Here is a 19,256-nt window from a genome sequence, read left to right as displayed (position 1 = left end):
TCATTTTAAATTTACTACATTACTGTTGAAACATGGATTAACAACACGCAAAATTGTTTTCTTAATCTTGCAAAAAACACACAAATATTTCAATCATGCCTTAATTTTTTAAAAAACAACGATTCGAAAATTATGCTCTTGAAATTTTACACTCTTGGCACGCTCCTTGCTCTAGAAAAAAGCGATATTATAGGAAAAAGGACAATAAATGCATATTGATTCAACAGACGTCACTCTGAAACGCTACTTGGACGACATCCGTAAGACAGCTCCGCTGACTCGTGAAGAAGAACAGATTCTGTTCCAAAAAGCGAAGGAAGGTGACAAAATCGCTCGTCAGAAATTGATTTCTGCGAACATGCGATTCGTTTTGAAAGTCGCGATCCAGTACCGCGGCTGTCCGATTCCTCTTCCGGATCTTGTGAGCGAAGGCGCTATGGGCCTCGTTCGTGCTATCGAAAGTTTTGAACACACCCGTGGTTTAAAGTTCATCAGTTACGGCGTATGGTGGATTAAGGCTTACATTACACGCGCCATCAACGAACAGGGCAACCTAATACGTCTTCCGGCAAACCAGCACTTGCGCGTGCGTAAAGCTTTGCACGAACAGTCCCGCGGTAAGGAGATCAGCGAAGACATTCGTGAATTGATCCAGATCGGTCAGCGCGGCGTTTCGTTCGACAGCCCGCTCAAGGCAGATTCCAAGGCTACCTACGCAGAAGTTCTCGCCGACGGCAGTGCTTCGAACCCGGAATCCGATTCGGAAATTCAGAGCGTGGAAAATCTTTCCAAGGAACTCATGGAACAGCTTCCAGAACGTGAAGCGAAGGTAATCGAAGGCATCTTCGGCATTAACCAGGAAGCTCCGCAGACCTTGCGTGAAGTCGGCGAATCGATGAACATTTCTCACGAACGTGTTCGTCAGTTGCGCGACCAGGCTCTTCGCCGTATTCGCAAGTACAACAGCCGTGAATTCTTGCAAGAAAAGAAGGACGCGTTCCTCGCGGCCATCAACAAGTAATTCTATTTTCAATTTTAAAAAGCCCGTCCAAAAGACGGGCTTTTTTAGTTTTAAAAACTCCGATTAGAGTTCTGCCACCGTTTCGATTTCAACAAGGGAGCCCTTCGGAAGTCCAGAAACTTCGAAGCAACTACGCGCCGGCTTGCTTACGAAATGTTTTTCGTAAACCGCGTTGAACGCGTTAAAATCGCCAAGGTTCTTGAGGAAGCAAGTTGTCTTCACCACTTTCGAGATGTCGGAACCTGCCGCCTTGAGAATCGCTTCGACGTTCTTGCAAGCCTGTTCGGCCTGTTCTTCGATCGTCGATCCTTCTACGTTACCCGAAGCCGGATTGATAGGAATCTGGCCCGAAGTAAAGATGAAATTACCGGACACAATCGCCTGCGAATACGGGCCGATTGCCGCCGGAGCTTCTGCTGTATGAATGACCTTCATGGATTTTTCCCTTGGGTTATACACCGAGCTTCGTTTTCACGATTTCGGTTGCGTGCTGGATGGCACCAGAAACCTTTTCCACTTCACGGGTACCGGCCTGTGCACGGTCCGGACGTCCACCGCCACGGCCGTTTGCATAGGCGGCGAGTTCCTTCACCAAGTCTCCAGCCTTAACGCCCTTCTTCTGAAGAGCCTTGCCGACGAGAACAGCGATGCTGCCCGCCTTGCCACAGACATTGCCGAGCACAACGACTTCGTCGTCTGCAATCTTCTGGGCAATGCCGTCAAGGAGCGTCTTGAAGCCGTCATCCGGAGCCTTCGTGTCGCGGATATAGAGCTTCGCTTCACCGACCTGTTCCGGATTCTTCAAAAGTTCTGCAGCGGCGGAAGCCGCGATTTCGAGCTTTGCGTCAGCGAGTTCCTTTTCGAGCTTGCGAGCGTTTTCAAGAGTGAGTTCAAAGCGTTCGACAATCGCATCGTTCTTGGCGCGGAGCTTGTCACGTAAAACGGTGAGAACGGAGTCTTCCAGGCGGAAGAGAGCCATTGCGCCACGGCCCGTAAGAGCTTCAATACGGCGCACGCCCGAGCTCACGCTCGCTTCCGAAACGATCTTGAACATACCGATGGCACCGGTGTTCTTCACATGGAGACCGCCGCAAAGTTCCTTCGAGAATTCTTCGCCACAGGCACCCATCTTGACCACACGAACTTCTTCGCCGTACTTTTCGCCGAAGAGAGCCATAGCACCGCTTGCCTTCGCTGCGTCCACGTCCATCACGTCGGTGTTCACCGGAAGCGTTGCACGGATCTTGTCGTTCACAATGTCTTCGACCTGCTGGATTTCTTCCTTGGTCATCGCCTGGAAGTGGCTAAAGTCAAAGCGGAGAAATCCCGGTTCCACACGGCTACCCTGCTGGGCAACGTGCGAGCCCAAGACCTGACGGAGAGCTGCCTGGAGCAAATGCGTTGCGGAGTGGTTTGCACGGATATCGTCGCGGAGACGCATATCGACCTTGGCGACAAATTCCACGGACATCGTGTCCTTGTTCGCTTCGCCCTTGGTCACCTTACCGCGGTGCACAATCGTATCATTCACGCGGATCGTGTCGAAAATGGCGATGTCCAAGCCTTCTGCCTGGAGAAGGCCCTTGTCGCCGACCTGACCGCCCATTTCTGCATAGAACGGAGTCGTGTCGAGGACGATCGAAAGAATACCCTTATCTTCACGGAAACGGAGAACCTTGACTTTCGCGGTGTCCGCTTCGTAACCGACGAACTGCGTCGAACCCACAGCGTATTCCGTCCAACCTTCAGAGCCCATCGTGTTGATGCCCTTCTTCATGTTGGCACGTGCGCGGTCCTTCTGTTCCTGCATGCACTTTTCGTAGCCTTCTTCATCGATCAAAAGACCTTTTTCTTCAGCGAGAATTCCGGTGAGGTCTGGCGGGAATCCATAGGTATCGTAAAGGAGGAACACCTTGTCGCCCGGAATTTTTTCGCCCTTCTTCAAGTCAGCGGAAATGGTTTCGAAGCGTTCAAGGCCTGCATCGAGAGTGCGAATAAAGCTTTCTTCTTCGCTCTTGATGACGTTTGCCACAAAATCCTTGCGTTCGCGGATTTCCGGGAAGGCGTCTCCCATCGTATCGGCGAGGACCTGGACAAGCTTGTAAATAAAGGCTTCCTTCTGTCCGAGGAGACGCGCAAAACGGCTTGCGCGGCGGAGAATGCGGCGAAGCACATAGCCACGGCCTTCATTCGACGGAAGTGCACCGTCAGCGATAGCAAAAGAAAGTGCGCGGAGGTGGTCCGCGATCACGCGGTGCGGAGTACCTTCAACACCGTCATTGTACGGGACGCCGGAAAGTTCAGCGACCTTGCTGATGATCGGAGTGAACACGTCCGTATCGTAGTTGCTGGTTTTGCCTTGCAAAATGGCGCAAATACGTTCAAAGCCCATGCCGGTATCCACGTTCTTCGCCTTGAGCGGAACGAGAGATCCGTCGGACAGGCGTTCATACTGCATGAACACGTTGTTCCAGATTTCGATATAACGGTCATTTTCACCGTTCACACCTTTGATCGGGTCCTTGAACGTTTCCGTCTGCGTGGCGATGTCACCACGGTCATAGTGAATTTCGGAGCAAGGACCGCAAGGGCCGGTGTCACCCATTTCCCAGAAGTTCGAGTGAGCGCCAAAGCGCATAATGCGATCATCCGGAAGACCCGAAACATCCTTCCAGATTTGCCAAGCTTCGTCGTCATCTTCGTACACGGTTGCAAAGAGACGTTCCTTCGGGAGCTTCCAGACTTCGGTCAAAAGTTCCCAAGCCCAAGCGATCGCTTCTTTCTTGTAATAGTCGCCAAAGGACCAGTTGCCGAGCATTTCAAAGAAAGTGTGATGATAATTATCGCGACCGACCACATCCAAGTCGTTATGCTTCCCCGAAACGCGAAGGCACTTCTGACTGTTGCAAACACGCTTCCAGCCCTTCGGATTATCTCCGAGGAAAATCGCCTTGAACTGGTTCATGCCGGCGTTGGTGAACATCAGCGTCGGGTCGTCATGCGGAACAACCGGCGAGCTGCGGACAAACAAGTGTCCTTTGGATTCGAAAAACTTGATAAAGGATTCGCGCACCTGCGCGGAAGTCATCGTTTCTGCCATAAGTTTACCTTTGGATTTATCCGGCGGCAAAGTTAACAAAAAAAGGACCGGAAAAAAAATCCGGCCCTTTCTGGTTGATCGAAAAACAGGGTTAATGCACCGCCATGCGCTTTAACGACAAAATCCGCCCGTTTTGAGAAAGCCTGACCAAGAAAACGCCCTTCACCGAAATATTTTCCAGTTCAAGCGTCTTCGAAAATCCATAGAACGAATCCCGGTAAAGGATCTTTCCCGAAAGATCGTACACAGTTAAATCCTTTTTGCCCACAAGCGAAGTATTCGCCTGAAGAAGATTCCCGTGAACCTGAAGCGAAGAAACCGCATTTTGCGGATTTAACAAAGCGATCGCTGAAGAATTTTCAGATGGCGCGTCCGAAGAATCCGATACAATCGTAATTTTAAATTCAAGATCGACTCGTTTTTGTCCATAAACAAGAGCCTGCCTAATCGTGTAAGATTCTCCGATTTCCGTTTTGAAAGGAAACTGGGCGATTTTTGCAACCCCTTCCGAAAGATCCAGTTCCGAGAAAACCCGAGCGACGGATCCTTCCGAATCCCAATTGCAAACATTTCCGGAAGCATCGAACCAATGACCAGAAGCCGATGCGGTCGATGTCGGATTAAGCGAGCCATCGGATTCCACTGCATAATAGAGAAGATCTCCCGAAGCAAAGAGGGAGCTTGCAGAACCGACAACCCCGAGCGATTCCAAAGCTTCGTTCACATCTACAGACACCGACGTATACAGGGAATCCTTTTGCAACGTGACAGCATAGGTAAACGATTCCGTCAATAGTTCCACGCTAGAACTCGAAACATCCATTTCGCTCGAACTCGAAAGTTCCACGCTAGAACTCGAAACATCCATTTCGCTCGAACTCGAAAGTTCCACGCTAGAACTCGAAACATCCATTTCGCTCGAACTCGAAAGTTCCACGCTAGAACTCGAACTTTCCACGACACAAGTTTCCACCGAAATTCCGTCCTGCGTTGCAAAGCAGACTTTTTCATCCTCTTCCAAAATGTTGTACAAATTCACTCCCAGGTTCACTCCAGCCCAGGAATTCATCGCCGTAAAAGAATTCACATTTTGAGAGCCAGGAAAAACGTCATCGACCAAGTGGGTAAAGTCAAAACCATCGTGATACCCCGTCACTTTTAAATTTCCCGCTTCGACGACATCGATTCTCTGATGGCTGACCACATCATTCAAAACATCTTGATTCCAAGCGGTCTGATCGTAATCAATATGCCAAATCAAAAGGCCATGATTCGGGAGAGATGCATCCCATCCGCTCTGCTGGCGGTTTTCGATCACGTACCATTCATCGGCTTTCCCGCTTACCGGAACCTTGTACGCCTGATTCGAAGAATTCAAGCTTTCGAGAACCGTTACTCCGGAAGAGGAACTCAGAGTCGTATAAGACATCCAGCCCATAAATTCCTTTTCAAACGCACTGTAACCGACCGGTTTACCGCCACCGTTATTGTACATCCCTGTCGACATCACATCCCAAGCATGCGCCCCCGGAGCCTGATAAGCATTGTTAGAAAAATCGTCATAGCAATCCGAAGCAGCGACGCAGTAATGATCTTTCAAACCCATCGTATGGCTGAATTCATGCACAAAAGTTGCAATCGGCAAAAGTTGCGTCGCGCTGGACATCTGGCTGATGATAAAATACGAATTGAAGTTTTTCGAACTTCCTGCACTGATTTTTCCCCCATCCCACTGCAATTCGTACTGATAGCCCCCTAAATTATTGGCCGCGGATTCCGTCCCCGCATAAAGAACCACAGTCGCATCGATATCGCCATCCCCATCCGAATCATACAAGCTCGGATCAAAATTCGGATAGTTGACCTTCAGGGTTGCTATCGCTTCTTCGATTAATGTATGAACCGAATTGGTATAGCTTGAAAGAGAATCCGAAACGGAAACCAGATAGATGTCAAAGGTCGGAACAAAAATTCCATTGGACTGATCTCTGAAATAATCCTTGACAGAGCCCAAATGGTTATTCTCCGTATAGCCGACTTGATTCAGCTGATTCCAATATTTTGCGGAATCCGCATTGGAGGCACTTGGAGACGCCACCAACAAGACCGGGAAACGGTTGGTACCCGTCGCATGGGAATTTGCACTCGGAAGCCGAAGCAAAGGAATTGTATTTTCCGCAGACGGCACCCAATCCGATTTCTTTTCTTCCCGATTTTGGTCGGGGCGTTCAAGCTTATTCGGATTTTTCTTTTGATGCGACTTTCGCACTTTGAACTTATCGAGTTTTTGCAAAAAAGACTTGTCGAAAGTATCTCGCAGATCTGCATTCTTCGCTTTGACAGAACTGGCCTCCCCCTCTTCATCCACATAGTAATAGACGCCGTCGGAATCGGAAATGACAAGATAACCATCTACGGTTTGCGTATAGCGATAATGTTCATCGCCTCCGTTCCGAAGGGTGAGCGAATCGCCCGCGTTATCTATCGAGTAGGGAGTCGGATTTGCAGGAAACGCCCAAAGGCCAGCAGAAAATAGCGACGCGTTTGCAAGCAAAAAGTACTTTTTCAAGTTCCATTTCATTTTAAGCCTCCTACAGCCTTGTCTCTGTAAACTAAGCTCAAAATAATCAATTCATTCTCACTTCTGGCCACTATTCGTGTAAACGGTGTTTAATCAACGATTTTTTTACAAATCATATAACTATATTTATACCGTGGCTAAATTACCTATCGTATGTATCGTAGGACGCCCGAACGTGGGCAAGTCCTCTCTTTTCAATCGCATCCTCGGACGCAGAGCTGCTGTCGTTTCTGACCGTGAAGGCGTGACCCGCGACCGTCATTATCAAACGGCAACTTACAAGGGCCGTGAATTCACCGTCGTCGACACTGGCGGATTCCTTCCGGATGACACGATTGACGTCCTCGCCGCCAATGTGCGCGACCAGATTTTCACAGCAATCCAAGAAGCAGACCTCGTGCTGTTCATGGTTGACGCTCGTGTCGGCATCACCAAGCTCGACGACCAGTTCGCAAGAATGATCCGCAAGCTCGACAAACAATGCCTTTTGATAGCAAACAAGAGCGAAGTCCCGGAAGACCGCGCCGAAAGCTGGGAATTTTTCTCGCTCGGCATGGGCCAACCCCGCACCATCAGTGCGCTCACCGGCTACGCCTGTCTTTCGCTCTTGGATGAAGTCATTTCGCTTCTCCCCAAAAAGGGTCAGTCCGACAAGGAAGAAAAGCGTCCTATCCGCTTTGCGATCCTCGGACGTCCGAATGCAGGCAAGTCTACGCTCCTCAACCGTCTTATGGGCGAAGAACGCGTCGTGGTTTCCGACATTCCGGGCACGACCCGCGACTCGATCGACTGCACCTTCACCGTCGATGGTGAAAAGTTCGTCGTGACCGATACCGCAGGCCTTCGCAAAAAGGCGAAAGTCGAAGACGAAGTCGAAATCTTCAGCAACATGCGTACCGAAGAAAGCATCCGCCGCTCGGATCTTTCCATTCTCATGATCGACGCAACTCTCGGCATATCGGAACAGGACTTCCGCATCATCCAGAGCATCCGTCAAGCGGGCAAAGGACTGATCATTCTCTTGAACAAATGGGACATTCTCCCGGACAAGACAGAAAAATCCTTTGACCACATGGTGAAGGCGATGCGTGAACGTGAACCGTTGTTCGAATTCACCCCAATCCTCTCGATCAGCGCCAAGGAAGGTTTGCGCGTGCACCGCATTCTGCAGGAAATCAAGACCGTCTATGCGAACTGTCGCCGAGTCATCGGCCGTGAACGCATTGCAGAAGTCTTCGCAGAAGCCTGCCAAAAGAATCCGCATCCGGCTCACCAGGGACGCTTGGTCAAGCTCACCCGAGCCTGCCAAATCATGGTCGAACCTCCGGTCATCGACATCGAAACCAAGACCCCGGACGCCGTCGACGAATCTTACAAGCGTTATCTTCTGAAGACCTTCTTCGAAGCGTTCCATTTAAATGGCGCACCGCTCCGTTTAAACTTCGATACCAAACTCATTCTTAGAAAGGACGAAGACCTTGAACAGTTTACTCTCGCTTCCGATAGCATATCTCCTCGGGTCAATTCCAACCGCCGTATGGGTCGCAAAGATCGTCAACGGTAAAGACTACGACATCCGCAATTACGGTTCGAAGAATTCCGGTCTCACGAACACAATCCGCGTCCTCGGCGTTAAGCCGGCTCTGCCTGTTGTTCTCGTGGATCTTTTGAAGGGTTTCTTCGCTCCGACGATCGCTTTATGGATGAACGAAGCTTCCAAGGCTTCGGGCGGTCCGGATTACTTCTGGCTTCCGCTTGTCTGCGGTTTGCTCGCGATTCTCGGCCACAGCTTTACTTGCTTTGCGGGCTTCCGCGGCGGTAAAGGCGTTTTGACCGCTTTCGGTGTTTTCCTTGCCCTCGCTCCGGTCACCGCTCTTGGCGCATTTGCCGTCTGGTGCCTCTTGACCTTCATAACAAAGTATGTCTCCGTGGGCAGCATCTTCGCCTGCATCACGTTGACAGGCCTTGCCACCTTCGGTTATGTCGCCCCGAATATCTATCCGCATGACCACATTAACGAAGGCATCCTCTCCATCGCTTGGATCGTCGCCGTGTTCGTCATTTACAAACACAAGGCAAATATCAAGCGTTTGATGAACGGAACTGAAAACGGCTTTGGCAAAAAGAAGAAAAAAGTGTAATTTCCTTATTAGGAAACAAAATTGTATCAATATAAAGGCTAACTAGAACTATGAACGTTACAGTACTCGGCACCGGCGGATGGGGACTTACCCTCGGCCAAGTTTTGAATGACAATGGACACAAGGTTTCTTTCTGGACTTTCTCACAGGCAGAAGTGAATCTGCTTTCTACGGAACACCAGTACAAGGACAAGCTTCCTGGCGTTATTTTTCCGGATTCGTTTACTTACACGACCGACATGAACAAAGCTCTCGAAGGGGCTGAACTCGTTTTAATCGTCGTCCCGTCCCAGGTGATGGGCAACGTCTGCAAGACCTTTGCCAAGTGGAATCCACAGGGCAAAATTCCGACCGTCGTCTGTGCCACGAAGGGCATTCTCGAAGGTACCGACCAGCGCATGAGCGAAGTCATCCTCGAAAACGTTCCTTGGCTTGACAGCGATCACGTGGTGACTCTGAGCGGTCCGACCCACGCAGAAGAAGTTTCCCGCCGCGTTTACACGGCGATTATCGCCGCGTGCCCGAACGAAGAATCGGCAAAGCAGGTGCAGAAAATTTTCAGCAACGACTACATCCGCATTTACACCTCTACCGACCAGATCGGTACGGAACTCTGTGGCTCTGTGAAGAACGTCATCGCGATTGCAAGTGGCATTCTGTACGGCATCGGTGCTGGCGACAACACCCGTGCCGCTCTCATTACCCGCGGTCAGGCAGAAATCTGCCGCCTCGGTCGCGCTCTCGGCGCAAACCCGAGCACCTTTGCGGGCCTCGCTGGCATGGGCGACTTGATCGTCACCTGCCTTTCTCAGCACAGCCGGAACCGCTATGTGGGCGAATGCATCGGCAAGGGAGAAACCCTTTCCCAGGTGATGAGCCACATGAAGATGATCGCCGAAGGCGTTCCGACCTGCAAGAGCGCCAAGGCTCTCGCGGATTCTGTTCACGTGGAACTTCCGATCGTCAATGCGGTCTATGAAGTACTCTTCAACGACAAGAAGCCGGCTGAAGTCATCCAGGAATTGATGAACCGCGATCTGAAGCCGGAAGCGGAGTATTAATTCCCATTGTAAAACATTCACAAGTCAAGTTCGCATGAAAAAAGCGCTCATCAAAAGTCTAATCCTTTTGTGGGCGCTTTTTTTGTCGTCCTGCGTCACGATTCGCGATGACTCCGCCGAAACCGTCTATTCGGAAAGATGGTGCTATTACGACTTCAACGGGATTTACCGTTGCTCGACCTGTTACGGCAGCGAATGCACCTGCAATATTTCCGCATACGATCTATGCTCGTTCGGAACATGGGAGCGTGCTTGCCACGCCTGCTATGAAAGCCGCTTCAGCGATTTCGCAGACCTCTACGGAGATCCACGCCTTTCCGTTTGCAGTCCACAAGCCCTGTGCAACCTTTGCAGTGCAGGGAACACAGCCTGTGGACCTTACCCGCGAGCAGAATGGAGCATTCACGTTTACACGGCTCCACCGCCCCCAGTTTACTACAGAAGGCGTCACCGCGGTCGCCCGGATGACTACCCAGAACCTCCACCGCCAAGGCGCAAACGGTAAACGTCAAACCGTCCTAAATTCCTTCACAATTTGCCGCCGCATGCAATGAGAATTCCCCATTGCACCAAGAACTTCCCTCGGCGCGCGTCTTGTAATTGAAAAGCGGCAACTGCACACTCATCTTGGAATCAATCGGGAACTCCGAAATCAGGAGCGAATCGCTTGCCACATTTTTAGCGCTCGCATAAAAGAGAGAATCCACCGTTCCCGAAGCGCAGCGGAAAACAATCGAACCTTTAGTTCCGGGCATCGCAAGCGGAACCGTTACATCACGGCCTTCCAGAGAATCCTTTCCAAAGACCAGATAAGCGTTCGGAGCGATCTTTGCCGTAAAAGCGGAATCGGTCATCTGCTTGAGCGAGGAGGTGCTCGTTGCCCAAAGGGAACAGCCTTCCAGATTCAACGTATCAAGACTTGCATTGTAATACTCCACGAATTCTTCCTTGCCTTCCGTCATGAATTCCGTAACCAGCAAGTCTCCCTTTTGCGGAGCCCGAAGCTTGGATGGCAAATGCGCAACCGCTGTTAACGTACGAATAGAATCGTTTGAAATCGAAAGAGAAACGTTCGCGTGCAACGAGTTCAACTGCCAGTCGAGCACAAAGTTTTCTCCGTCGATCGTCACCTGGGAATCGATTTCAAACAAAGTATCCCCTTCCGCCGAAAAAAGAAGAATCTTCGCATCATATTCCTGTCCAAGAACAAGCATCTCCGTCGCCGCAGTCGCTTCGATTTCCCCTACCAAAAAAGCGTAATCCTTGGAAAAATCTTCACCACGAACCTGCAACGTTCCCGAAGAAATCCCCATCGAATTTTCAAGACCGAGCGGGATGCGCACGTAAAAGAATCCCGCAACCGCATGCATCGCAATCGAAAGGGAAACATTTTCCCCCGCCACGAGGTTCGCCGAAACTTCGCCCTGTTGCACGAGCATTCCATTTGCATAATGCTTGGCATAAAAATTCCAGTCACCCGGATCAAGCCTCTGATCCAAAGTTTTTTCTCCCTCCGAAAGAACCGTGTGAATCGTATCCGGGCCAACAAAGTCTACCACGATACTATCCGAGAGCGGAACGCTTTTTGCAGCAACATCCAAATGCACCGAGGAAAGTTCCCCCGAAGAGACCTCCGGGTTTTCGCCCTGGGTGCAGCCCCAAAATTCAAAAGCCGAAAGCATCGACAACGTAACAATGGGGAAAATTCGCTTTAAATGGGTAACTCTCATTTTTGACTCCTATGGTTGAATGAGAGAAGCTCCATATACTAGACGCTTTTCGGCGCTAAATTTCTACATTATTTTTGAAAAGATTTATTAACCCGAATGCTGGGAGATTTCACGATGAAGAAACTGACTCTTTCCGAAAGCAATAAAAAAATCGTCGGCGTATGCGGCGGTATTGCAGAATACTTCGGCATAGACGCGACGATTGTTCGAATCGGTTGGATTTTAGCAACGCTCATTTCGTTTGGAACGGCATTGCTCGCTTACTTGATTTGCTGGGCGGTTATGCCCAACGATCCAGAGTAAACGGATACGGTGAACGGCGCTTAAAACGCGGATCGTCCAAAACCTTCGCCCACAAGAATCCCTTGCGGGCTTCTTTTATATTCAGATTAAGGTTCGGTGCACGCTTTGAAGCCTTCTGTTCCAAAGAAATCTCGTGGAAAGAAACGTCTGCACTCGGATCCTGCGAAACCACAAATTTCGGTTTTGCGGTAAAGACAGGTTCTGCCTCTACAAATTCGTGAGCAGGAACCTGGGTAAAATCCTTTTTCGGAGCATAGGAATGTGCAGGCGCCTTCGGAGTCGGAGTCGACTCAAAGTGCTTCGCCCTGTGTTCAAATTCCCGATGTCCGGAAGGAATCTCGTTCGAAAGCGTTTTCTGTTCCGCTTCGATGATTTTCTTTTGAGGAACCGGAGCCGAAGAAACTTCCCCACGCATCGCCTTCGCCTGTTCTTCTTTGAACTTGCGAATCAGATCCTGCAAGGGATCCGGCGTTTGCGGAGAAAATTCTTCTGGTTCTTCCAAATTCTCTTCGGAATCTTCTTCCCATTCTTCACCTGTATCTTCTGATTCCCAAGACGCTTTGCGCGACGATTCAGTCGGCAGCTGATTCTGCCGTTGCTGTTTCGCCTTGCGATGCGCAGAATAAGCGATAATCGCAAAGGTAATCAAAATTCCAACCAGATTTTCCATGAGAATTCCAAAGAGTTTGAATTAGGCATTCGGCTGATTCGGCTGGGCATCAACACCGCCGAGCTGGGAACGCATTTGCGTATCGGCCTGGATGTTCTTCATGTTGTAATAGTCCATCACGCCAAGGCGTCCATTGCGAAGAGCGTCCGACATGGCCATCGGAACCTGGGCTTCGCTTTCGACGAGCTTCGCACGCATTTCCATGACCTTCGCCTTCATTTCCTGTTCGGCAGCGTAAGCCATGGCACGACGTTCTTCTGCCTTCGCCTGGGCAATCTTCTTATCGGCTTCAGCACGGTCCGTTTCAAGGCGTGCACCGATGTTCTGACCGACATCCACATCTGCAATATCGATCGATAGAATTTCAAAAGCGGTTCCTGCATCCAGACCCGATTCCAAAACCTTACGAGAAATCATGTTCGGATTTTCAAGCACATCCTTATGACTTGCGGCACCGCCGATCGAAGACACTATGCCTTCACCTACACGAGCCACAACCGTTTCTTCGCCAGCACCGCCGACGAGCTTCTGAATGCTTGCGCGCACTGTAATACGGGTCACCGCATGCAGCTGAATACCGTCCAAAGCCACAGCGCTCACACGCGGCGTTTCAATCACCTTCGGGTTCACCGACATCTGAACCGCTTCCAGAACGTTACGACCGGCAAGGTCAATCGCCGCAGCCTGCTTAAAGTCGAGCTTGATGTTCGCCTTGTTCGCCGCGATCAAAGCCTGAACCACGCGGATTACGTCACCACCCGACATATAATGAGCTTCGAGGAGGTTCGTATCGACCGGCATGCCTGCCTTGCAGCTTAAAATGCGAGATTCCACAATTACCTTTGGCGGAACCTTGCGTAAGCGCATTCCTATCAACTGGAACATGCTCACGCTTGCCCTAGAGAACAAAGCCTGGAGCCAAAGACTAAAGAAATTGGCAACGAAAGCCAACAGGACCAAAGCGACAATTGCGGCAATGAACAGCGCAATAGCGGCAATCATACTCATAATACCCTCGAACGGTTAAAAGAAATTTCTAATCAACAATATACAACAAAAACTATTTCAAAGTCCATTCGAAATAGGAAATCGTCTTTCTTAAGCCTTCCTCCAGCTGCACGACCGGTTCCCAATTCGAAAGCACTTTCTTTGCACGAGAAATATCCGGTTTACGCTTCTTCGGATCATCTCCTGGAAGGCTCAGGTAAACAATCTTGCTTTTGCTTCCCGTCAGGTCAATCACCTTCTGGGCAAGTTCGAGCATCGTAAATTCATGCGGGTTTCCAATATTCACAGGTCCAATCGCATCGTTCTGATCCATCATTCGAACGATCGCTTCGATCAGATCCGAAACGTAACAGAAGCTGCGGGTCTGTTCGCCCGAACCGTAAATGGTAATGTCTTCACCCTTCAAAGCCTGCACGATAAAGTTGCTGACGACGCGACCGTCATTGGCGAGCATGCGCGGACCGTACGTGTTGAAGATTCGCACGATGCGAATGTCCACACGGTTCTGACGATGATAATCCATGAAGAGCGTTTCTGCGACGCGCTTGCCTTCATCATAGCAGCTGCGGATACCGATGGGGTTCACATTTCCCCAGTAATCTTCGGTCTGCGGATGCACATCCGGGTCGCCGTAGACTTCACTTGTCGAAGCCTGGAGAATTCGAGCGTGGACGCGCTTTGCCATACCGAGCATGTTGATGGCGCCCATCACGCTTGTTTTAATCGTCTTGACCGGATTATACTGGTAATGGATCGGGCTTGCCGGGCAAGCCAAATTAAAAATGCGGTCAACTTCCAACAGAATCGGTTCGGTCACATCGTGACGAATAAGTTCAAATCGGCGATTGTCACGCAAGTGGTCCACATTGCTCATTCTGCCTGTAAAGTAATTGTCGAGACAGATCACTTCATGACCATCATCCAACAAACGTTCACAAAGATGCGAACCTAAAAATCCAGCACCGCCGGTCACTAAACAACGCATATAAACTCCAGAAATGTCTTTGAAGAATATATATAAATAAAAGGCTACTCTTCATCGCCGTCACGATCGATTTCGACGGCCTTATTTCCATACATCGCAACGAGGCGCACCCCATTGACTGTCAAATACGGATCATACGTATCAATCACATCGCTGTGACCGAGAACCATACGGCCCCAGCCTCCCGTGGCAAAAACAGGAACGTTCTTTTTACCGAGTTCATTCTTGATTTTTTGCACCAAGGATTCGAGTTCCGCAATAAAGCCGTAAAGAAGACCCGCACGAATCGCATCGTCGGTATTGTTCGCCACTATGCGATCAGCCCATTCAATACTCACCGGCTTCAAACGAGCCGCCTTTTCCGTCAAAACATCCATGCTAGCGCTGATGCCCGGAATGATCAAGCCTCCTTCAAAACCGCCATCCTTCATCACGTCAAATGTCGTCGCCGTCCCCATATCGATGACAATCGCATCGGTATAGCCGCGATCACGCAGCGAAATAATGTTGCAAAGACGATCCGCGCCCAAGGAAGCCGGATTCAAATACGCAATCGGGCAATCAAGGCAGTTGTTCGAATTCACCACCTGGACAGGTTTCTTCAAAAGCTTTTGAAGGGCCTTTACCCAAGGGCGTTCCAAAACCGGCACCACTGTCGAAAGTCCCACAAAGGAGATTTCTTCCAGCTTGATTTTGGAAAAGCGAATCAGGCCGCCAACACGGTTCAAAACTTCATCGCTCGTCGTTTCCTTGCGAGTCGTCAGGCGCCAATGGTCTTCAATTTTTTCGCCTTTGTAAATACCGAGGACGGTATGCGTATTGCCCACGTCCACGACAAAGGTATAAGGTGCTTTTTTACGGATCGAAGGCTTCTTCTTCGCGTTCTTCATGGAGCCTTAAATTCTCATGGAAATATCGAGAGCCTTTACGCTATGCGTCAAAGCGCCTACCGAAATGAAGTCGAGTCCAAGCGTCGCAATTTCCTTCGCACGTTCAAGCGTCATATTGCCCGAACCTTCCACAAGGCACTTGTCTCCGCTTTCCTTGATAATCCTTAAAGCTTCTGCCATCGTTTCGTTGCTCATGTTGTCGAGCATGATGACGTCCACGCCCTTGTTCAAAAGTGCACGGAGCTGGTCGAAATTTTCCACTTCCATTTCGACCATCAGGTTCTGGGTATTGTGCTTTTTGACAACGGCGAGGGCTTCGAGAACGCCACCGGCTGCGGCAATATGATTGTCCTTGACAAGGACCATGTCAAAAAGACCCATACGATGGTTCGAACCGCCGCCGACGCGCACGGCATACTTCTGCAAAGTACGGAATCCCGGAACGGTCTTGCGGGTATCGAGGACCTTGGTCTTTCCACCCTTCAAAGCTTCCTGGAAGGTATGCGCCACCGTGGCAACGCCCGAAAGCTGCTGAATAAAGTTCAAAAGGGTGCGTTCACCGGTCAAAAGTTCATGAGTCGTGCCGTCGAGTTCAGCGATCAAATCGCCCTTCTTCACCACGTCGCCATCTTGCTTGTGGAGCGTCACCTTGGCTTTCGCCTTGAGTTCTTTGAACACGAGTTCAATAATCGGAAGACCCGCCAACACACCGTCTTCTTTTGCAATCAAACGCGCATGCTGCTTTTGATCCGCCGGAATTGTCCATGCACTCGTTACATCGCCCGTGCGCACATCTTCTGCGAGAGCGAGGCGAATCATGGTCAAAGCGTCTTCTACCGGAAATACAGGTTTCGAATTATCACCGTACATAAGTTTTATTCCGAGTTAAGAGTTGTGGGCTAGAAATAATTCCACCGGCCCCTGCAAACAAGTCCAGAAAGGGGATGGCTTTTTTCCTTCCAGAAATGACTTCTTTTCGCTCATCTCTACTGTGCCCCCTTCCCCGTGAGTACCACGTAAATCGTTCTGAATAAAATTTGGAAATCGAGAAGCAGAGACATGTTTTCATAGTAGTACATGTCGTATTCGAGTTTCTTCTGCACATCTTCGAGGCTCGTGTCGTAATGATGACGCACCTGAGCCCAACCGGTAAGTCCCGGTTTCATTTTCAAACGTCCAATGTAGAACGGAATCTGTTCGCGCAACTTTTCAATGAACACGGCACGTTCCGGACGCGGACCGACCATGCTCATGTCGCCACGCAACACGCACAAAAGCTGCGGCAGTTCATCGATACGGGTCTTACGAAGGAAGTGCCCCACACGCGTAATACGCGGGTCGTTCTTCGTCGCCCACTGCGCACCGTTCTTTTCCGCATCCGTCCGCATCGTGCGGAACTTATGCACCATAAAACGTTTGCCATAAAGGCCCACACGTTCTTGAGAATAAAAGATCGGGCCCTTTGAATCGAGCTTAATCGCAAGAGCAGCAAGCAAGGAAATCGGAAACGTGCAAAGCAAAAGGATTGCAGCGACAACCACATCCATCAAGCGCTTCACGCGGACTTCCCAACGCGGCATGTTAAACGCAAAAAGTTCCTGCAGATCAAAGCCGTGCACGAGGTTCGTCTTGTAATGTCCGCTGATGACGTTGTAAAGTCCTGGAATCACATAAATGTGAAGTGGCAGGTCACAAACCCAAGTGAGTACGCGGGTGATTTCTTGCAAGGAGGAGCTGTCGTGCGAAATCACGATGCCCGAGACTTTGTACTTCTTCACCAAGTTCGCCAAGTCGGAATACTTTCCAAGAACCGGGAAACCATTGAATTCATGATCCATGACCTGATAATGTTCGTCCAAAAATCCGACGACCTTCTGCCCACGTTCCGGAGACTTGGCAAAAGCCAAAGCGATCTTTTTACCCGCTTCCGTCGCACCGAGCACGAGCAAGTTGTTTGCCCCATAGCCCTTGCGAAGCAGAGCGCGCAAAAATCCAGCAATCGTCATACGAACAGAAGCGACAAGGAAAAAGACCCCAGCGCCGTAAAGGAGAATCCACTTGAAGCGCGAGCCGTAAACGTAATCCCCGAGAAGCGGCTGACCTGCGACCAAACGCCCGATAAATTCAGAGCCGAAAAGGCCAAGGAGAATCGCCACAATCCCAAGAATAACCGCACGCGCCACATGCAGAACCTGGAGTGTTCGAGAGAGCAGAAGCCATGAACGGTAAAGTCCCGTCACGGCAAACAAAAAGACCCAGCCCGCACCCAGGAAAAAGCTTGCGCGGGTATATTCCGAAATCATTTTGGACGGATCGAACTTATCCAAGATCCAACCGCTATGGAATTGGACCCAGAAGGCGATGACAAAACAAATCATCACCGCCAAATAGTCGCCGATCAAATGCAAGAGGAGTTCGAGCTTATTTCCTCGTAGCATGGGTGACGCCTTACTTGAGGAAGCGGATCATCTGGCTCTTTTCTGAAACAGAAGAGAGAGAGTCTATCGCTTCGAGTGCCGTGAGCATCTTGCTTTCCTTTGTGCATTCGGAAATGACGACAATGCTGACCTTGCCCGGATCCTTCACATCCTTTTGGATGATGGATTCGATCGAGATTTCGTTCTGGCTGAAAATGCCCGTGATGCTTGCGAGGACGCCGAAGGAATCCTTCGTCGTAAAGCGCAGATAGTAACGGGAAGAGGTTTCCGAAATCGGGACAAGCTTTGCTGCATTTTCCTTGTTGAACCAGCCCATCGGGAGCGGCTTGCGAGAGCCGGTATCCGTGGAACGGGCAAGGGAAACGAGGTCAGCGACCACAGCGCTTGCCGTCGGAAGGCGACCTGCACCTGCACCCGTCTGGAGGGTCTGGCCGAGGTTGTCGCAGTGGAGGTACACGGCGTTGATCACACCGTCCACGCTAGCGAGCAGATGGTCGTTCGGAACGAGGCACGGATGGACGCGAGCGTCCACAGCGCCATCTTCGCCACGGCGATAGATGCCGAGAAGCTTGATCTTGTAGCCGAGTTCCTTCGCATTCGAAATGTCTTCGGCGGTAATCTTCGCAACACCGGTGACGTGGATCTTTTCAAAGTCCACATACTTACCGCTGCAGAGGCTCGAAAGAATGGCCGTCTTGTGAGCGGAGTCAACACCTTCGATGTCGAACGTCGGGTTTCGTTCTGCAAAACCGTTTAGCTGGGCTTCCTTCAAAGCGTCTTCAAAAGACATGCCGCTTTCGCCCATACGGGAAAGGATGTAGTTGCAAGTACCGTTGATAATGCAGCTGAGCTGTTCTACTTCGCTACCGACAAAGCCTTCCTGCATGCTACGGATGATAGGAATGCCACCGCCCACGGCGGCTTCGAACAGAACGTGGCAATTGTTCTTTTCGGCAAGCGGGAACACTTCGTGACCATACTTGGCAAGCATCGCCTTGTTTGCAGTCACAATATGCTTCTTATTTTCGAGAGCGGTAGTAATCCACTTGCGCGGCATTTCATAGCCGCCAGCGAGTTCCACGACCACGTCGATCGTCGGATCGGCAATCATCGTCATCGCATCGGTAGTCGTCTTGTAGCCCTTTGCCTTGTACGGAGCGACTTCTTCGTCACTCTTGGCGCAGATACAAGCGAGTTCAAGGTTAATACCCAACTTTTCACGATACTGAGCAGCCTTGGTTTCGAGGATTTCCACGACACCGCCACCGATCGTGCCGGTACCAATAAGTCCAATGCGCATAATTATCTCCAATGGATGAAATTTTTCG

17 protein-coding genes are annotated in these 19,256 nt (G+C 50.3%); 6 read left to right on the top strand and 11 right to left on the bottom strand.

Annotation, left to right across the window (positions count from 1 at the left end):
* Positions 1-208 precede the first annotated feature (208 nt).
* Positions 209-1,021: a sigma-70 family RNA polymerase sigma factor gene (locus BGX16_RS10930; protein ID WP_100426065.1), complete on the top strand. Its 813-nt coding sequence runs from the start codon at positions 209-211 to the stop codon at positions 1,019-1,021.
* Between the two features lie 63 nt (positions 1,022-1,084).
* Here the strand turns inward: BGX16_RS10930 and BGX16_RS10925 are convergent, their stop codons facing one another.
* The 3 genes from BGX16_RS10925 to BGX16_RS10915 all read right to left on the bottom strand — a co-directional run bounded on the left by BGX16_RS10925 (position 1,085) and on the right by BGX16_RS10915 (position 6,702).
* Complete coding sequence (locus BGX16_RS10925) at positions 1,085-1,456, bottom strand: RidA family protein (RefSeq protein ID WP_100426064.1); 372 nt, start codon at positions 1,454-1,456, stop codon at positions 1,085-1,087.
* 16 nt (positions 1,457-1,472) lie between these two features.
* Positions 1,473-4,121 (bottom strand): alanine--tRNA ligase, encoded by a 2,649-nt coding sequence (gene alaS / locus BGX16_RS10920; RefSeq protein WP_100426063.1) that lies wholly within the window; start codon positions 4,119-4,121, stop codon positions 1,473-1,475.
* 91 nt (positions 4,122-4,212) lie between these two features.
* A complete protein-coding gene (locus tag BGX16_RS10915; protein ID WP_100426062.1) occupies positions 4,213-6,702 on the bottom strand; it encodes a M6 family metalloprotease domain-containing protein in 2,490 nt (829 codons plus the stop codon).
* Positions 6,703-6,787: 85 nt separating this feature from the next.
* Between BGX16_RS10915 and der the strand changes: the two genes are divergently transcribed.
* Genes der through BGX16_RS14685 form a run of 4 tightly spaced genes read left to right on the top strand, consistent with a single transcriptional unit; the run spans position 6,788 to position 10,409 of the window.
* The gene (gene der, locus BGX16_RS10910; RefSeq protein WP_338072464.1) at positions 6,788-8,266 is read left to right on the top strand and encodes a ribosome biogenesis GTPase Der; all 1,479 of its coding nucleotides are present in this window, start codon (positions 6,788-6,790) and stop codon (positions 8,264-8,266) included.
* Positions 8,181-8,843, top strand: a complete 663-nt coding sequence (gene plsY, locus BGX16_RS10905; RefSeq protein ID WP_100426060.1) for a glycerol-3-phosphate 1-O-acyltransferase PlsY — start codon at positions 8,181-8,183, stop codon at positions 8,841-8,843. Before der ends, plsY begins: the two co-directional genes overlap by 86 nt.
* 50 nt (positions 8,844-8,893) lie before the next feature.
* Positions 8,894-9,904 (top strand): NAD(P)H-dependent glycerol-3-phosphate dehydrogenase, encoded by a 1,011-nt coding sequence (locus BGX16_RS10900; protein ID WP_100426059.1) that lies wholly within the window; start codon positions 8,894-8,896, stop codon positions 9,902-9,904.
* 34 nt (positions 9,905-9,938) lie between these two features.
* Positions 9,939-10,409 (top strand): hypothetical protein, encoded by a 471-nt coding sequence (locus tag BGX16_RS14685; RefSeq protein ID WP_157797998.1) that lies wholly within the window; start codon positions 9,939-9,941, stop codon positions 10,407-10,409.
* A 13-nt stretch (positions 10,410-10,422) separates the two neighbouring features.
* Here the strand turns inward: BGX16_RS14685 and BGX16_RS10895 are convergent, their stop codons facing one another.
* Entirely contained in the window at positions 10,423-11,634 is a 1,212-nt protein-coding gene (locus BGX16_RS10895; RefSeq protein ID WP_157797997.1) for a hypothetical protein, read from the bottom strand.
* A gap of 114 nt (positions 11,635-11,748) precedes the next feature.
* Here BGX16_RS10895 and BGX16_RS10890 point away from each other — a divergent pair, with 114 nt between their 5' ends.
* On the top strand, positions 11,749-11,937 hold the full coding sequence (locus BGX16_RS10890; protein ID WP_100426840.1) for a PspC domain-containing protein: 189 nt from the start codon (positions 11,749-11,751) through the stop codon (positions 11,935-11,937).
* Here the strand turns inward: BGX16_RS10890 and BGX16_RS10885 are convergent.
* From BGX16_RS10885 to BGX16_RS10855, 7 genes are all read right to left on the bottom strand, one after another.
* On the bottom strand, positions 11,915-12,607 hold the full coding sequence (locus BGX16_RS10885) for a hypothetical protein (protein WP_100426057.1): 693 nt from the start codon (positions 12,605-12,607) through the stop codon (positions 11,915-11,917). The two genes, BGX16_RS10890 and BGX16_RS10885, sit on opposite strands and share 23 nt — an antisense overlap.
* Positions 12,608-12,628: 21 nt before the next feature.
* Positions 12,629-13,615 carry a flotillin-like protein FloA gene (gene floA, locus BGX16_RS10880; protein ID WP_100426056.1) on the bottom strand — a complete coding sequence of 329 codons (987 nt, stop codon included), beginning with the start codon at positions 13,613-13,615 and terminating at the stop codon, positions 12,629-12,631.
* A gap of 52 nt (positions 13,616-13,667) precedes the next feature.
* Positions 13,668-14,600, bottom strand: a complete 933-nt coding sequence (locus BGX16_RS10875) for a UDP-glucuronic acid decarboxylase family protein (RefSeq protein WP_100426055.1) — start codon at positions 14,598-14,600, stop codon at positions 13,668-13,670.
* Positions 14,601-14,644: 44 nt separating this feature from the next.
* On the bottom strand, positions 14,645-15,490 hold the full coding sequence (locus BGX16_RS10870) for a type III pantothenate kinase (RefSeq protein WP_100426054.1): 846 nt from the start codon (positions 15,488-15,490) through the stop codon (positions 14,645-14,647).
* A 6-nt stretch (positions 15,491-15,496) separates the two neighbouring features.
* Complete coding sequence (nadC, locus tag BGX16_RS10865; RefSeq protein WP_100426053.1) at positions 15,497-16,360, bottom strand: carboxylating nicotinate-nucleotide diphosphorylase; 864 nt, start codon at positions 16,358-16,360, stop codon at positions 15,497-15,499.
* Between the two features lie 116 nt (positions 16,361-16,476).
* Positions 16,477-17,928, bottom strand: coding sequence for a sugar transferase (locus tag BGX16_RS10860; RefSeq protein WP_100426052.1), 1,452 nt, complete (start codon positions 17,926-17,928; stop codon positions 16,477-16,479).
* A 10-nt stretch (positions 17,929-17,938) separates the two neighbouring features.
* Complete coding sequence (locus BGX16_RS10855) at positions 17,939-19,228, bottom strand: homoserine dehydrogenase (protein ID WP_241899539.1); 1,290 nt, start codon at positions 19,226-19,228, stop codon at positions 17,939-17,941.
* Between the last annotated feature and the right edge of the window lie 28 nt (positions 19,229-19,256).

The sequence above is a fragment of the Hallerella succinigenes genome (genome assembly GCF_002797675.1).
Classification (GTDB): domain Bacteria; phylum Fibrobacterota; class Fibrobacteria; order Fibrobacterales; family Fibrobacteraceae; genus Hallerella; species Hallerella succinigenes.
This window is presented reverse-complemented; position numbering and strand designations above follow the sequence as displayed.

Excerpts from the sequence above, each read along its gene's own strand:
- BGX16_RS10930 (WP_100426065.1), top strand. The coding sequence starts at position 209 with ATGCATATTGATTCAACAGACGTCACTCTGAAACGCTACTTGGACGAC.
- BGX16_RS10925 (WP_100426064.1), bottom strand. The coding sequence starts at position 1,456 with ATGAAGGTCATTCATACAGCAGAAGCTCCGGCGGCAATCGGCCCGTAT.
- alaS (WP_100426063.1), bottom strand. The coding sequence starts at position 4,121 with ATGGCAGAAACGATGACTTCCGCGCAGGTGCGCGAATCCTTTATCAAG.
- BGX16_RS10915 (WP_100426062.1), bottom strand. The coding sequence starts at position 6,702 with ATGAAATGGAACTTGAAAAAGTACTTTTTGCTTGCAAACGCGTCGCTA.
- BGX16_RS10900 (WP_100426059.1), top strand. The coding sequence starts at position 8,894 with ATGAACGTTACAGTACTCGGCACCGGCGGATGGGGACTTACCCTCGGC.
- BGX16_RS14685 (WP_157797998.1), top strand. The coding sequence starts at position 9,939 with ATGAAAAAAGCGCTCATCAAAAGTCTAATCCTTTTGTGGGCGCTTTTT.
- BGX16_RS10895 (WP_157797997.1), bottom strand. The coding sequence starts at position 11,634 with ATGAGAGTTACCCATTTAAAGCGAATTTTCCCCATTGTTACGTTGTCG.
- BGX16_RS10890 (WP_100426840.1), top strand. The coding sequence starts at position 11,749 with ATGAAGAAACTGACTCTTTCCGAAAGCAATAAAAAAATCGTCGGCGTA.
- BGX16_RS10885 (WP_100426057.1), bottom strand. The coding sequence starts at position 12,607 with ATGGAAAATCTGGTTGGAATTTTGATTACCTTTGCGATTATCGCTTAT.
- floA (WP_100426056.1), bottom strand. The coding sequence starts at position 13,615 with ATGAGTATGATTGCCGCTATTGCGCTGTTCATTGCCGCAATTGTCGCT.
- BGX16_RS10875 (WP_100426055.1), bottom strand. The coding sequence starts at position 14,600 with ATGCGTTGTTTAGTGACCGGCGGTGCTGGATTTTTAGGTTCGCATCTT.
- BGX16_RS10870 (WP_100426054.1), bottom strand. The coding sequence starts at position 15,490 with ATGAAGAACGCGAAGAAGAAGCCTTCGATCCGTAAAAAAGCACCTTAT.
- nadC (WP_100426053.1), bottom strand. The coding sequence starts at position 16,360 with ATGTACGGTGATAATTCGAAACCTGTATTTCCGGTAGAAGACGCTTTG.
- BGX16_RS10860 (WP_100426052.1), bottom strand. The coding sequence starts at position 17,928 with ATGCTACGAGGAAATAAGCTCGAACTCCTCTTGCATTTGATCGGCGAC.
- BGX16_RS10855 (WP_241899539.1), bottom strand. The coding sequence starts at position 19,228 with ATGCGCATTGGACTTATTGGTACCGGCACGATCGGTGGCGGTGTCGTG.